The 13,763-nt window shown below is 50.0% G+C and carries 14 protein-coding genes; 5 read left to right on the plus strand and 9 right to left on the minus strand.

Annotation, left to right across the window (positions count from 1 at the left end):
* Positions 1 to 2: 2 nt before the first annotated feature.
* Positions 3 to 1,091 (minus strand): response regulator transcription factor, encoded by a 1,089-nt coding sequence (locus ACTJKB_RS27530; protein ID WP_440837508.1) that lies wholly within the window; start codon positions 1,089 to 1,091, stop codon positions 3 to 5.
* Positions 1,091 to 2,875, minus strand: coding sequence for a sensor histidine kinase (locus ACTJKB_RS27535; protein WP_440837509.1), 1,785 nt, complete (start codon positions 2,873 to 2,875; stop codon positions 1,091 to 1,093). The genes ACTJKB_RS27530 and ACTJKB_RS27535 overlap by 1 nt, the downstream gene beginning before the upstream one ends.
* Before the next feature lie 136 nt (positions 2,876 to 3,011).
* Here ACTJKB_RS27535 and ACTJKB_RS27540 point away from each other — a divergent pair, with 136 nt between their 5' ends.
* Both ACTJKB_RS27540 and ACTJKB_RS27545 read left to right on the plus strand, forming a co-directional pair.
* A complete protein-coding gene (locus ACTJKB_RS27540) occupies positions 3,012 to 3,227 on the plus strand; it encodes a hypothetical protein (protein WP_440837510.1) in 216 nt (71 codons plus the stop codon).
* Positions 3,228 to 3,366: 139 nt separating this feature from the next.
* Positions 3,367 to 4,440: an LLM class flavin-dependent oxidoreductase gene (locus ACTJKB_RS27545; RefSeq protein ID WP_074111059.1), complete on the plus strand. Its 1,074-nt coding sequence runs from the start codon at positions 3,367 to 3,369 to the stop codon at positions 4,438 to 4,440.
* Positions 4,441 to 4,576: 136 nt separating this feature from the next.
* On the opposite strand, the gene ACTJKB_RS27550 is transcribed toward ACTJKB_RS27545, so the two are convergent.
* From ACTJKB_RS27550 to ACTJKB_RS27570, 5 genes are all read right to left on the minus strand, one after another.
* On the minus strand, positions 4,577 to 5,062 hold the full coding sequence (locus ACTJKB_RS27550) for a DUF2975 domain-containing protein (protein ID WP_440837511.1): 486 nt from the start codon (positions 5,060 to 5,062) through the stop codon (positions 4,577 to 4,579).
* A gap of 203 nt (positions 5,063 to 5,265) precedes the next feature.
* Positions 5,266 to 5,697, minus strand: a complete 432-nt coding sequence (locus ACTJKB_RS27555; protein ID WP_074085050.1) for a protein-tyrosine phosphatase family protein — start codon at positions 5,695 to 5,697, stop codon at positions 5,266 to 5,268.
* 12 nt (positions 5,698 to 5,709) lie between these two features.
* Positions 5,710 to 6,129, minus strand: a complete 420-nt coding sequence (arsC, locus tag ACTJKB_RS27560) for an arsenate reductase (thioredoxin) (protein WP_440837512.1) — start codon at positions 6,127 to 6,129, stop codon at positions 5,710 to 5,712.
* A 21-nt stretch (positions 6,130 to 6,150) separates the two neighbouring features.
* Positions 6,151 to 7,440 carry an arsenic transporter gene (locus tag ACTJKB_RS27565; RefSeq protein WP_440837513.1) on the minus strand — a complete coding sequence of 430 codons (1,290 nt, stop codon included), beginning with the start codon at positions 7,438 to 7,440 and terminating at the stop codon, positions 6,151 to 6,153.
* 30 nt (positions 7,441 to 7,470) lie between these two features.
* Complete coding sequence (locus ACTJKB_RS27570) at positions 7,471 to 7,824, minus strand: ArsR/SmtB family transcription factor (RefSeq protein WP_440837514.1); 354 nt, start codon at positions 7,822 to 7,824, stop codon at positions 7,471 to 7,473.
* Between the two features lie 132 nt (positions 7,825 to 7,956).
* Here ACTJKB_RS27570 and ACTJKB_RS27575 point away from each other — a divergent pair, with 132 nt between their 5' ends.
* From ACTJKB_RS27575 to ACTJKB_RS27585, 3 genes are read left to right on the plus strand one after another with little or no spacing between them, the layout of a single operon-like run.
* Complete coding sequence (locus ACTJKB_RS27575) at positions 7,957 to 8,406, plus strand: MarR family winged helix-turn-helix transcriptional regulator (protein WP_440837515.1); 450 nt, start codon at positions 7,957 to 7,959, stop codon at positions 8,404 to 8,406.
* 58 nt (positions 8,407 to 8,464) lie between these two features.
* Positions 8,465 to 9,247 (plus strand): arsenite methyltransferase, encoded by a 783-nt coding sequence (locus tag ACTJKB_RS27580; protein ID WP_440837516.1) that lies wholly within the window; start codon positions 8,465 to 8,467, stop codon positions 9,245 to 9,247.
* Between the two features lie 20 nt (positions 9,248 to 9,267).
* Positions 9,268 to 9,771, plus strand: coding sequence for an arsinothricin resistance N-acetyltransferase ArsN1 family A (locus tag ACTJKB_RS27585; protein ID WP_440837517.1), 504 nt, complete (start codon positions 9,268 to 9,270; stop codon positions 9,769 to 9,771).
* A 5-nt stretch (positions 9,772 to 9,776) separates the two neighbouring features.
* Here the strand turns inward: ACTJKB_RS27585 and ACTJKB_RS27590 are convergent, their stop codons facing one another.
* A complete protein-coding gene (locus ACTJKB_RS27590) occupies positions 9,777 to 9,947 on the minus strand; it encodes a hypothetical protein (protein WP_440837518.1) in 171 nt (56 codons plus the stop codon).
* A 79-nt stretch (positions 9,948 to 10,026) separates the two neighbouring features.
* Positions 10,027 to 13,763, minus strand: a 3,737-nt coding sequence (locus tag ACTJKB_RS27595) for an invasin domain 3-containing protein (RefSeq protein ID WP_440837519.1), incomplete at its 5' end; no start/stop codon positions are given.

A 13,763-nucleotide genomic window follows, 5' to 3' on the forward strand; every position in this document is an offset into this window, starting at 1 on the left:
ATCTACTTTCTTAAATTGCCGGGAGGAATTCCATAATGCTTCTTAAACACCCGGTAAAAATAAGCGATATCCGAATAACCCGTCATCTCAGATGCCCGTTTAATCGAGACACCTTCTTTTACAATTAGATCTCGCGCCTTCTCCATACGTAACCGTAAAATAGCGTCCGAAATATTCTCGCCTGTTCCTGCCTTGTAAGCCCGGCTTAAATGCTCCTTACTGATAGCAAAAGCCTTCGCAATCGTTTCCAACGATATAGAATCCTGATAATATTTATGAACATAGGCCTTCACTTCATCGATATTCAGCCTGGTTCTCGTCTGGCGTATTTCTTGCACGATTGTGATCACAGCTGTATACAAATTCGACAATTCCTTAGCCGCATCTAATAGGGAGGACTGGCGGATCCGTTCGCGGTATTCTTCCACATCCATTACAAGCTCCGAAAGCTGAAACTCATCCTTCGCCAGAAACTCCTCTAATATCGTAATAAAATCATAGGCAAGCTTAATCGGCATCTTCCTTCTCGCCGCTTCATCCTGAAGAGACTGGCTAAGATATTGAGCCAATTGAGTAAAGGCATGTTCCATCGCCCGGCTATTCAAATCCAGCAAATATCCGTAAATCAGCTTGCGATAGGACAAATACCGATCCTGTATAGCAGCTCCCAGCTGGAACGGGATTGTCGGCGCGACGTTCATGCCCGACATCATTTCCGCATTCAATTGTTCCACGCACTGAGACAGGGAAGCGTTAAGCTCCTCCGGATTGATCGGCTTGAGCATGTAATTAATCGCTCTGGATTGAATAGCTTGTTTTAAATAAACAAAATCATCATAACCGCTCATGACAAGTATTTTAATAGAGGGAAATTGATCGTGAATGGTTTGAAGAAGCTCTACCCCTTCCAAACCCGGCATGCGCATGTCGGTAATAACAATATGAGGCATAGTCTCTGCTATGAATTGAACTCCTTTATAGCCATCTTCCGCTTCGCCCACAATCATCAGACCTAGCCTGTCCCACTCTCCCAACGATTTAACCACTTGTCTTGACCAAGGCTCGTCATCCATAATCAGCACGTTATACATCACGAATCCCTCCTCTCTGTTTCCTTGTTGTCAGCATAGGGCAATTTCATAAGTATGAGGGTCCCTGCCATGGATTTACTAAACATGCGGATACCGTAGGCTTCCCCAAAATGCAGTCGAAGCCGCGTATGAACATTACGAAGCCCGATACTTCTACGGCGCCGCGGCCCTGGGAGATCAACGGATGACTCATCGGTGTCACTGCCGTTTCTCAAACCGGCACGAAGGAGCGCTAGTTTCTCGGGCAACACCCCAACACCATCGTCCTTGATCATTACAATGACCCTTTTATCGATCAGCAGAATTCTGATATGCAGATGCCAAGCCCCTTCTTTGGCTTGCAGCCCATGCTCGAAGGCATTCTCTACCAGCGGCTGCAAAATGAATTTTGGCACCCGGCAATCCATCACTTCCTGATCCGTTTCGATGACCGTATGGCATCTGCCGGCGAACCGCTGTTCCTGGATGAACAAATAGTTGCGGGTATGGGTCATTTCATCCTGAAGGGAAACCATTTCATTCTCAGATCTAATGGAATATCGCAATAAATCCCCCATCATCCTCGTGATCTGATAAATTTCAGGAGCCTGCTTAACGAGAGCCATCCCACCGATCAGATTGAGCGTATTATTGAGGAAGTGGGGATTAATTTGAGCCTGGAGTGCCAGCAGCTGCGCATTTTTTACTTCAATTTGATATTGATATTCGTGCTCGATTAATTCTTTAATTCTGTGCATCATCAGATTGTAACCATGCTGCAGCAGACCAATCTCGTCAAAGCTTTTAACCGATTTCATTTCGAAGCTTTGCAACTGCGCCTTTCGCATGGTCCTGGCCAGACTTATGATCGGCCGTGTAATCCGTAAGGAGAATAGGATAGAGAGAAGGATGGAAGCGGTTACAAAAATGCCTCCGGTCAGCATTCCTGCTCGAATCGTAGGAGAGGCGCTTGCCTTTACGGTAGACAGAGGGATCGCCTTTACGACGGTCAATTGTCCGTCTCCAATTCGCTCCATGAAGTAAAAATATTGTTCACTCTGATGGGATACAAGTTCGTTCGCAGGTATGTCCATCGTATGCAGTTCGTCCAATACCTCGGATGAAGCAATTCGCTGTGTTGATCCTGACAGAAGCTCGCCTTCATCGTTCATCAAGAACACATAGCTGTCCGCTTCCGATTGCAAGATATGAACGACTTCCTGCCAAACTTCATTACGTATGCCAACCGATATGCCTCCCAAAAACATCTTATCCGGGAAACGATTAATACTATGATAGGCGTAAATCCCTTCAGGCGTCTGTTTAAAATACATGCTTACAGGCTCTTTGGCGATTCTACGCCAGGCATTTTCTTGAATATTGAGGGGCCGAATGGTGCCACTATCAGCATAACTCACGGATAACGCCTTTTCGGTAGAGTGACTGTAGAGGGTGAGACGGTCTATCTTTCGCGCATTGGAGAAAAATGTTGTTATGAGCATGTCTCGTAATCTTTCATGGTTCTGTGACTGTGTATCACTGTTCATGTCATCGAGACCCGCCGTCATCTTGTAAATCAACTCCTTGTTAATTTGGAGAGTATAGAACAGGACGTCAATCTGATCAATTAATTCACTTAAATATTGATCCGCCCACAGCATTCTAGATTCATTAGCACCGATCATTTCCTTCTCCACTGACTCACGAGTGTTTATCGTCGCAATCCAGGTAACCGTGACAACTGGAAGCGTAGTCAGACAGGTCATGAGGATCATAAGCCGAAAACGCAGACTGATTCGCTTCATAAATGCCTACCTCCTAACCTGCGGATAAAATGCCTTATTCCCTTTAGTATAAACGGTTCATTCCTAATCACATAGGTTCAAATATTGATCTGTTTTTGTACAATATTGATAGCCGTATGACAGCAAGATCAGGAGGATGGATATAGAATCCAATATACGTAATATTCTCCTTCACGAGCTCATAGTCTGTAAAGGGGGAACGAAGCAGCTTCTTGGGAGAGGAGATGCGGTCCGAAGAGCCATCCTGCCAAGGATTGGAGGTCGGACCCCTATGAGTACAGACCAGCTCATTGCCCTGCTCGTTCTTGTCATCATGATTGTACAGCTTGCCGTTGGCAAAAAGAAATCCTAAAGCCGCACTATTGCATCTGCCTGCCGCCCCTGCTTGCCTTGGGTGGCGGGTATTTTTTTGTTTCACAATCACTTACTAAAGTTGAGAAACATTAAAAAGTATAGTAATATAAAGATACGAATAAAGGAGGCGGATTGAAATGCCCGAAATGGATAACCGTATGGAAATAGGCATCAGCACATTTTTGGAAACTACACCGGATCCGGTGACCGGCGAAGTCATCAGTCATGCCGAAAGACTGCGTGAAGCCGTGGAAGAGATTGTACTTGCCGATCAAGTCGGACTGGATGTATATGGTATCGGGGAGCATCACCGTGCCGATTACGCCGGCAGTGCCCCCGCTGTAGTGCTTGCCGCTGCAGCGGCTATGACGAAGAAGATCCGGCTCACCAGCGCTGTAACTGTATTGTCCTCGGATGATCCCGTACGCGTCTATCAAGCCTTTTCTACCCTGGATGGCCTCTCTAACGGCCGTGCAGAGATTATGGCGGGCCGGGGTTCATTTATCGAATCCTTCCCGCTCTTCGGCTATAGTCTGGATGACTATGACGAGTTGTTCGAAGAGAAGCTGGAACTGCTGCTGAAGATCAGAGCCTCGGAAAAAGTAACCTGGCCCGGCGGCCATCGTCCGGCTATAAATAATCTTCCTGTCTATCCGCGTGCTGTCCAGGACCCGCTACCGGTATGGATCGCCAGCGGCGGTAATCCCGAATCCGCAATCCGGGCAGGCATGCTTGGCCTTCCTATCGCCTTCGCCATCATTGGCGGCATGCCGGAGCGCTTCGCACCGCTGGTCAAGCTGTACAAAGAGGCTGCCGCCAAGGCCGGTCATAACCCGGACAAACTGCAGATCGCCACACATTCGCATGGCTTTGTCGGCGAAACCACCGAGCAGGCAGCCGCCTTGTTCTATCCTTCCACGCAAGCCCAGATGAATGTCATCGGGCGCGAGCGGGGCTGGGGACAAGCCTACAACCGTGCGACCTATGACGATGCCCGCAGTCTGCGCGGCGCCCTCTATGTAGGAGATTCCGAATATGTCGCCGAGAAGATTCTGCTCCTGCACAAGAATCTCGGCGTTACCCGCTTCTTCCTGCATGTCAACGTCGGGACTATGCCGCACCGTGAAGTCCTGCGTGCCATCGAGCTGCTGGGCACCAAGGTTGCGCCGATCGTCCGCCAGGAGCTTGCCCGGGGAGCAGCTGCACAGTAAACTCCGCAACTACAATTAAAGGGATGCTGTATCCGCCATGCGTATCATCAATGGCTGTACAGCATCCCTTTTTTTTAATACATGGCTATGTTAAATTCTAACAGCAATATTAATGATAATTGTCATTTTCGCCACCTCAGACCGTCCAATCATTCTCTGATTTGAAGTTAATCGCTTCTTGTAGAAGCCTTTGGAGGATAGCAGCAAAAACGGCGATAACCAACGAAGCAAATATGATGATGAGTCCCAAAAATCCAACAGGAGGGTCAACTTTCTTCGCTATAAAACGAAAGAGCGGCATACCTAATACATACAAACCACTGATTGTCATCGCACAGCACTTGATGTTCTTTAACGCTTTCACAGATAATTCAGAGAACGCTGTGTTCTCGTCAATGTACCGTAAAAGATTGAAAGACTGATAGAGCGCTAAATAAAAAGGCACAGCCGCTCCATACATCACGATGAAAAGGAGATATTTCATTAGGTAAACATTTGGATACAACTCCGCTGCGAAATTCGCTATACGGGGTACTAAAAATATACACAAAGCAAGCACTGCAATTCCAGCCAGAACAATAATCACCTTTAAGAAAGTGGTTGAACCTCGCCTAACATTCATTTAAAACACCTCCTCCACTTATGTAATGACAACATGATTTTAGCATATGATTTATCGTTTTAAAACAAATTAATATTGTATTTAATCATATTGTTATTGTTATTTTATCTGCCCGTAATTTCCGGACATTTCCTCCGGATTCGCAGGAACCGGAAGTAAAAAGACCATCTCCCAGGGAGACGGCCTCTAACTTTCGAAATAGCTTATTGGGGCGGATAAAAGCCATGGAGCACATCGCGCATTTCCTGCTTGATATGGATATCCGGACGTTTGGATGTGGCGAGTGTTTCCGCCTCTTGTACCGTGGATGCCAGCCCCAGCTCCAGCAGGACTCCCGTTGCTACAGTTCCTGTACGGTTACGGCCTCCAGCGCAGTGAAAATAAACCGTTTTGCCGCTATTCACAGCCGCTGTAACCGCATGGATAGCTGCCTGCACCGAAGCCTCCTGGCCGCTCTCATGCTCCACAATCGGATAATGATGACGGGTTACCTTTGCCGGAAATCCTTCCGCTTCCGTTCCGGTATCCCTCAGATCGAATACATCGCTAATCTCCTGCTCCTGCAGAGCCTCGAACAGTGCATTCTCTCCGCCAATATAGACTTTGCCCGGAATGAGCTCGTGATAATTCGCCATAATCATACTCCTTTATTCGCCGGTTTCCGCAAACTGCTTAATGCGAGCGCCCACTTGATCACGTACCCGCTGGAAAACAGCCCACTTCTCTTCATCCGTACCCTGCGCTTTTGCCGGGTCATCGAATCCCCAATGCTCACGTTTTACCTTTGGCGGGGTAACCGGGCACTTATCAGCGGCATCCCCGCATAATGTGATCACGAGGTCAGCGTTATTAAGCAGCTGCGGATTAATAATATCAGACGTCTGTCCCGATATATCAATCCCCACTTCGTTCATCGCCTGAACGGCTTTCGGATTCAGACCGTGAGCTTCAATACCGGCACTGTACACCTTCCATTCATCGCTCAGGTATTTCTTGGCCCAGCCTTCAGCCATCTGGCTCCGGCATGAGTTCCCTGTACACAAAAAGTAAATGGTTTTCTTATCCATGCGTTTCAGTCTCCTTTGAGTTTAAAATAGGGTCAACGTTATATAGAGGCCAAGCAGCGTGATGAACAGCGTGGGAATGGTCAAAATGATGCCTGTTTTGAAATACGCTCCCCAGGATATTTTCACCCCTTTGCTCGAAAGCACATGCAGCCACAGCAGGGTTGCCAGAGAGCCGATCGGTGTAATCTTCGGCCCCAGATCTGAGCCGATCACATTCGCATAGACTAAGGCTTCCTTGATCAGTCCCGAGGTATGCGTAGCATCAATGGCCAGAGCATCAATCATCACGGTAGGCATGTTGTTCATGATCGAAGAGATGATGGCAGCAATAAAGCCCATCCCCATCGTTGCAGCGAACAGGCCTTGATCGGCTACAGCCTGAATCACATCGGCAAGAACGTCCGTCAGACCGGCATTGCGCAGTCCATACACGACAACATACATCCCAATCGAAAAGAATACAATCGCCCATGGCGCACCTTTCACCACTTCCATGGTAGGTACTGCGGGACTTCTTCTTGCCATCAGCAGGAAAAAGATTGCGACCACTCCCACCACGGCAGATACCGGAATGTTCAGGAATTCACTGACGAAAAATCCTACCAGCAGGACCGCAAGCATAACCCAGGATAGCTTGAACATCTTCTTGTCTTTAATCGCATCTGCCGGACGTTTCAGCTGTAAGCTTTCAAAGGACCGCGGAATGCTTTTACGGAAAAAGAGGTATAGCACCAGAATACTTGCCCCCAAAGAAAACAAAGTAGGCATTAACATCCGGCCGGCATATTCCATAAAGGTTACCCCGAAAAAATCCGCTGATACAATATTAACCAGATTACTGACAACAAGCGGCAATGAAGTGGTATCCGCAATGAACCCGCTGGCCATAATAAACGGAAATACCTTCTTCTCATCAAAATTCAGCGCACGGACCATCGCCAATACGATTGGAGTCAGAATAAGCGCCGCACCATCGTTGGCAAAAAATGCGGACACCACCGCACCAAGAATGGTGACATAGATGAACATCCGGATGCCATTCCCGCGTGCCGCTCTCGCCATATGTAAGGCGGCCCATTCGAAGAAACCAATTCTGTCGAGGATTAAGGAATTCAGAATGATCGCAATAAAGGCAAGTGTTGCGTTCCATACGATCAGGGTGACATCATATACATCGTGAAAGCTGACTACACCCACAAGTAAAGCGATAATCGCCCCGCCGCAGGCCGACCATCCAATGGACAGATTCCTGGGCTGCCAAATCACAAAAATCAACGTTACTATAAAGATAAGACCTGCTAAGATTCCCAAAATTCTTCCTCCTGTGTACATCCGCTTGGATTAATGCAATATTTCGCAGCAAACCGTCACCGGCGTTCTATTCAGCATGGCCAGAATCGCAGGAGTATCCGGCGTAAGCTGAAGCACGGCCTGGATGTGGGGTTTATCTTCTATGTTAAGCGAATAGTGTACCCATTGGCCCCTTTTTTGTTCCTTGACGATGCCCTTGCTTCTCAATCTCCGCAGATGCTGACTGATGGCAGGCTGTGAGATGTCAAAAATCTCAACGAATTCGCATACGCACCATTCGCGCTCTTTTAATAAAGCCAGCATCAAGAGACGCGTCCGATCACCCAAAAGCTTCAGGTCATCAGCCAGCTCAGTCACATCCGCAATACCGGCAGCTTCCTCCATGATAATCCCTCCATCCTAGACATATAAGCCCGTGCTTATATACTAAACCAGGATCGCAACATTGACAATCCTCAAATAAACATTGCAACGTGCAATTAAATATTGTATAACTGATTTACGAGGTGAGCTTACTTGGAAAATGCACGTGAGATATTTCAGATCATGACCCGGCGCCTGGGACTGCTGAACAAGAACTGCTGCACCGTCGGCGGCTGCGATCTCTCCCCTGCCCAGAGCCATATCCTGTATGAGGTGGACCGTAGACATAATCCTTCTATGCAGCAGATCGCAGAAACACTGGGCACAGATGTCACGACGTTCAGCCGGCAGGTCCAAGCGTTAATCAAAATGAATCTGCTCCAAAAAACACCGGACCCCAGCGACCGGCGAGTCTACACACTGTCGCTTACGGTGCCCGGCAAGATGGCCGCTACAACCATTGATACCCAAATGAATGCATATCTGGATGAGGTCTTTTCGTATATGAGTGAATTCGAGCAAGAGACTCTTTTACGATCAGTGAAGCTTTTCAATGAAGCCATGGGGAAATCCAGCAAATGCTGTGCGCCCGTTACCGGGTGATTTCTCTTGACTTATACTTGCATTTTGCAAATATTATCATCTAAAGGAGTGTTGAAGAATGAAACAGCTTTCCGATGACCAAATCCGCCAAAATGTACGGGGCCGCTATTCGCAAATTGCCGTCAAAACTGAGATGCCTGCCTCTTCCTGCTGTGGTTTCCCGTCAGATTTCGATTCCATCTCCGCGAAGCTTGGATATTCCGGCAGTGAGCTCGCAGCAGCTCCCGAAGGTGCAAATTTGGGCCTTGGCTGCGGCAATCCCCAGGCTATTGCTGAGCTTAAACCGGGAGAGCGCGTGCTTGATCTCGGCAGCGGCGGAGGCTTCGATTGCTTTCTGGCCTCGCGTCAGGTAGGCGACCAGGGGCATGTCATTGGTGTCGATATGACGCCCGAAATGATCAGCCGCGCCCGGAATAATGCGGTGAAAGGGAAGTTCGGAAATACCGAGTTCCGCCTGGGTGAAATTGAGCATCTTCCGCTGGCCGACCATTCCGTGAATGTTATCATTTCCAACTGCGTCATCAATCTCTCCCCGGACAAACCGCAGGTATTCCGTGAAGCCTTCCGGGTCCTTGAGCCGGGCGGCCGCCTCGCCATTTCAGATATCGTGACCACGGCTGAGCTTCCTCCTGAGATCAGGAACGACTTAGGCGAGCTTTATTCGGGTTGTATCTCCGGCGCTTCTTCCATATCGGAGTTGGAGGCTATACTGCGGGAGAGCGGGTTCACGGAGATTTCCATCGAGCCCAAGGATGAATCCAAAGCTTTTATTAAGGACTGGATTCCGGGCGAAAGTATTGATCAGTATATCGTTTCAGCAGTAATCCAAGCGAAGAAATAAGGAGACAAGGAGAGATACACATGGAGATAAGCTCTACGCTTACCGTTCGCCCCGCTGTGAAAGAGGACACAGCAAGTATCCTCCGCATTTACAACCAGGGCATCGAAGACCGGATAGCCACACTTGAAACCGGACTGAAGGATACAGCCTATATGGAGACTTGGTTTCAGAATCATCAGGGGCGCTACAGTGTACTTGTCGCAGAGCATGAAGATTCAGTGATCGGCTGGGCCTCCCTCAATCCGTACTCTCACCGCTGCGCTTATAGCGGGGTAGCCGACCTGTCCGTGTACATTGAGCGCAGCGTTCGCGGGCAAGGCATTGGCAGCGCCTTGCTTGAGAAGCTGGAAGCCGCCGCGCAAGGCAACGCTTTTCATAAAATTGTATTGTTCACCTTTCCCTTCAATGATGCAGGCCAAGGCCTGTACCGGAAAATGGGCTACCGCGAGGTTGGGGTGTTTGAGAAACAGGGTGTTATGGATGGAGCATTTATCGATGTTATGGTAATGGAGAAACTGCTGTAGCCCCATCAACTTCGCAGCTTGCCGTAATAATGCTTCACAACAGCAGCCGGGTACCGGCAGGCAGTGCGTATAGACTGCTGTGCGGGGATCTGCCGCCGATGCGCCCAGCGGAGCGAAATCCCACATGCCTTCAAGTTCCTCGGATAAGCGTACACGCCCATGTCATACCAAAACACCCCTTCACTTCCATTGGATAAACCTGAGGTTTACTCCAAGGGCTGTGCGAAGGGGTGTTTTCAATCTATAAAATACGCTTTAGTGATTCATCAGTTCTGCTTGGAGCAGCATCCGGTACAGCAGGACAGTAGTCTCAGCACGGGTTAATGACTGCTGCGGCCGCAATTCATTTCCGTACCCTTTTATCAAGCCGGATTGAATGGCTGACTGTATAGCGCCACTTGCCCAGCCGGCAATTCGGCCACTGTCGGTATAGACATCTAAATCGGCTTGTGCTCCGCTATTACTTATCACCAGAGCTGCATCTGCCAGCCGCAATACCCGAATAATCGTTACAATCGCTTCTTGCCGGGATACCGCCTGATTCGGTCTGAATGTACCATCTCCGAAGCCATCCATCATTCCATATGCTTGTGATGCTGCTACGGCGCCACTGTACCAATTGTCACTGCTTACGTCGAGGAAACCCGCTGGATTCCCTCCTTCCGGCAGCCCAAGTGCCCTTGCCAGCATTGCAGCGAGTTCAGCCCTGGTAACCATAGCTTCAGGTGCAAATTCTGACCCATCCGTCCCCCGAACGATCAATCTGCTGTTCATACTGGCAATTTCATTTTCAGCCCAGTGTCCCTGAATATCTGTGAATTCGGACGTTCTGTATATTACTGCATAAGTGCTGTTCGTAAGGCTTCGAATCACAGCAGACCGATGACCATCCACTGTGATGAATGTTGTCGGCACCGGACGCACACCCGCATTCTGTTCCCATACCACAGCCGTTGAAGCAGCACCGGCATCCAAAGGCAGGTAAATAACTCTTTCTACAAAATGATTGAAGCTGGATATTTCTTCAGTCTCGCCATTACGCTTGATCTGGACGGTAAAGTGGACCGGATCAGTCACCAGTTGATACCCGCCGGCATTTACCGCCTTCTGCAGTCCTTCTTTCGCTGGGCCGTGCCCCATCAAGAGCCTCACTTCCATATCCTTCGTCCAGTCAGACTCCCGATGTACGATTTCATTTAGTGGCAGGCGATATTGGCCATGCTGGGTTGTGAACGTGATTGTGGCTACTTTCCCGGCCAGAATCGGGACTGTATCCCCGGAAAGTCTTAGTGCGAGATTGTCTGCCCCTTCCTCGATTGAAATTGAGAGATTAGCTTCAGCGGCATTAGGCAGCGGATCGATTACCTGACGCAGGTGATCCAAATCCAGCAGAGCGTCGATGGATTTTGCTCCATTCGTATCTGTTTGAACTGTGACAATCCCCGTTACTTTCTGATCATTAACCCGAACCACAGGCATTTTATCCGGTGATGGCGGATTCGAAGAGCTTGGGGAATTCGAAGGAGCCGTCGGGACTGGGACTGGGATCGGGACTGGTGCTGGTGTTGGTGTTGGTGTTGGTGTTGGTGTTGGTGTTGGTGTTGGTGTTGGTGTTGGTGTTGAATCCGGCTTGGAGTCGGCTAAGCGTGTCACGTTAAGCGTGTAGGTTTTCATTGAATCGTCCTGCGCTTTGACACGGACCTCGAACTTATTTTGACCGGTTGCAAGAACATACTCTCTGGTTAGCGAATTACTGTCTACCCGGAGTTCGTTCACATAGACGGCAGAATAGACATCTGCAGGAGTCAGAAGCATTTTCAACCCATACACCGGATGGTTTACTTCCAGACTGCTGCTTGACTTCTCGGGGTCAAAATCAAACTTTACCGTCCCGCCGAGTCCTATCAGCTGCCAGACCTTCAAGTCCGCATTGCTGCTCAAAGGAACGATATTCCGGATTTCAATCAAGCTTACATTCGCATTGCCTGCCTTATCTGCCACATAGACTGAATAAATTCCATTCTCCTGTACGGTGAAGTGGTCTGTAATTTCTGTACCCTGTGTATCAAAATAGGAGATCGAACGGCTTCCTGCTGCCCATTTTATGGAGGAAACCTGGTTGAATTCACCGTATACAGACGCCGTTACCGCAACATTTACGCTGCCAAAGGTTGGTTCTGCCTGATCCATGCTCAGTTCGATAACAGGAGGCTGGTCGTACGTAAAAGTAATATTCACCGTTTGATCCAGCGCTGTACCGCTTGCTTCATCCATTGCAAAATAAGTCACTTTCTCCGCCACAACATTGTTGACCGCAAATGTGGCAAGGCCCACCGCGTTGGTCAGTCCATACACTTCTTTGGTGACAGAGTTTCCATAAACTTCTGTAATGACAGAGCTTCCAGTTTGAGCTTGAAGCCGCACCTGTTTTCCTGCAAGCGGATGGTCATAGCCGTCTTTAAGCTTCACAGAGATCAAGGCTTGGCTCTGTCCATCCGCCCGAACGACCAGGCTACTTGCGGTAATTGTGGAGTGAGATGCACTTACTTCACCTGGTACAAGCTGAACCGTTACCGTTGAGGCCAGCGACATGCCATCGACAGAGGCACTTATTTTCGCGGTCCCGACCGTAGTTGAGGCCGTCAATGTCGCCGTATAGGTCCCGTTATGGTTGTCCGTGACGGTGCTCACCGTACCTGAGGTCGATGTGATCAACACCACTGCCCCTCCTGTGGTCAAGGCATTTCCCTGTGCATCCTTCAGCTTCACCGTTACCACTGTCTGACTCGTCCCGTCGGCGATCAGCGAAAAATCACCCGCCGCGATGATGCCAGTCTCTGGTGAAAGTGCGCCAGCTATAAACTGTATCGTTGCCGTTCCCGGCAACGCACTGCCGCCGACGGTGGCACTTACGGTCGCAGTCCCCACCGTTGTTGGTGCCGTCAGCATCGCCGTATAAGTCCCGTTATGGTTGTCGTCTACGGCGCTCACCGATCCCGAGGTCGACGTAATTACCACCGTCGCCCCTCCGGCCGTCAGCCCATTTCCCTGCGCATCCTTCAGCTTCACCGTCACGATTGTCTGACTCGTCCCATCTGCTGCCAGCGAGCTATTGCCCACGGCTATGGTGCTCTTCACGCTGGACGGTGCTCCGGGCACGAACTGTACCGTTGCCGTACTGCCCAGAACAGTTCCACCGACAGTGGCACTTACGGTCGCGGTCCCCACCGCTACCGGTGCCGTCAGCGTAGCCGTATAAGTCCCGTTATGGTTATCCGTGACGGCGCTCACCGATCCCAAGGTCGACGTAATGGCCACGATCTCCCCTCCCGTCGTCAACGCATTACCCTGTGCATCCTTCAGCTTCACCGTCGCTGCCGTCTGACTCGTGCCGTCGGCCGTCAGGGAGCTATCGCTTGTTGCTATAGTGCTCTTCACGCTGGATGGTGCTCCGGCTACAAATTCGACTGTTGCTGTTCCAGTTAGCGCACTGCCGCCGACGGTGGCACTTACGGTCGCAGTCCCCACCGTTGTTGGTGCCGTCAGCATCGCCGTATAAGTCCCGTTATGGTTGTCGTCTACGGCGCTCACCGATCCCGAGGTCGACGTAATTACCACCGTCGCCCCTCCGGCCGTCAGCCCATTTCCCTGCGCATCCTTCAGCTTCACCGTCACGATTGTCTGACTCGTCCCATCTGCTGCCAGCGAGCTATTGCCCACGGCTATGGTGCTCTTCACGCTGGACGGTGCTCCGGGCACGAACTGTACCGTTGCCGTACTGCCCAGCGCAGTTCCACCGACAGTGGCACTGACCGTTGCAGTCCCCACCGTTACCGGTGCCGTCAGCATCGCTGTATAGGTTCCGTTATGGTTGTCCGTTACGGTGCTCACCGATCCCGCGGTCGATGTGATTGACACCGTCGCCCCTCCGGCCGTCAGCCCATTGCCCTGTGCATCCTTCAGCTTCACCGTTACTGCCGTCTGACTCGTAC

Origin of the sequence: Paenibacillus sp. 22594 (assembly GCF_052044425.1) — a bacterium.
In the GTDB taxonomy this organism is placed as follows: domain Bacteria; phylum Bacillota; class Bacilli; order Paenibacillales; family Paenibacillaceae; genus Paenibacillus_AQ.

Bases quoted from the DNA above. Each gene is read 5' to 3' on its own strand.
- ACTJKB_RS27585 (WP_440837517.1), top strand. From the start codon at position 9,268: ATGGAGATAAGCTCTACGCTTACCGTTCGCCCCGCTGTGAAAGAGGAC.
- ACTJKB_RS27555 (WP_074085050.1), bottom strand. From the start codon at position 5,697: ATGGCGAATTATCACGAGCTCATTCCGGGCAAAGTCTATATTGGCGGA.
- ACTJKB_RS27530 (WP_440837508.1), bottom strand. From the start codon at position 1,091: ATGTATAACGTGCTGATTATGGATGACGAGCCTTGGTCAAGACAAGTG.
- arsC (WP_440837512.1), bottom strand. From the start codon at position 6,129: ATGGATAAGAAAACCATTTACTTTTTGTGTACAGGGAACTCATGCCGG.
- ACTJKB_RS27550 (WP_440837511.1), bottom strand. From the start codon at position 5,062: ATGAATGTTAGGCGAGGTTCAACCACTTTCTTAAAGGTGATTATTGTT.
- ACTJKB_RS27545 (WP_074111059.1), top strand. From the start codon at position 3,367: ATGCCCGAAATGGATAACCGTATGGAAATAGGCATCAGCACATTTTTG.
- ACTJKB_RS27535 (WP_440837509.1), bottom strand. From the start codon at position 2,875: ATGAAGCGAATCAGTCTGCGTTTTCGGCTTATGATCCTCATGACCTGT.
- ACTJKB_RS27570 (WP_440837514.1), bottom strand. From the start codon at position 7,824: ATGGAGGAAGCTGCCGGTATTGCGGATGTGACTGAGCTGGCTGATGAC.
- ACTJKB_RS27540 (WP_440837510.1), top strand. From the start codon at position 3,012: ATGGATATAGAATCCAATATACGTAATATTCTCCTTCACGAGCTCATA.
- ACTJKB_RS27580 (WP_440837516.1), top strand. From the start codon at position 8,465: ATGAAACAGCTTTCCGATGACCAAATCCGCCAAAATGTACGGGGCCGC.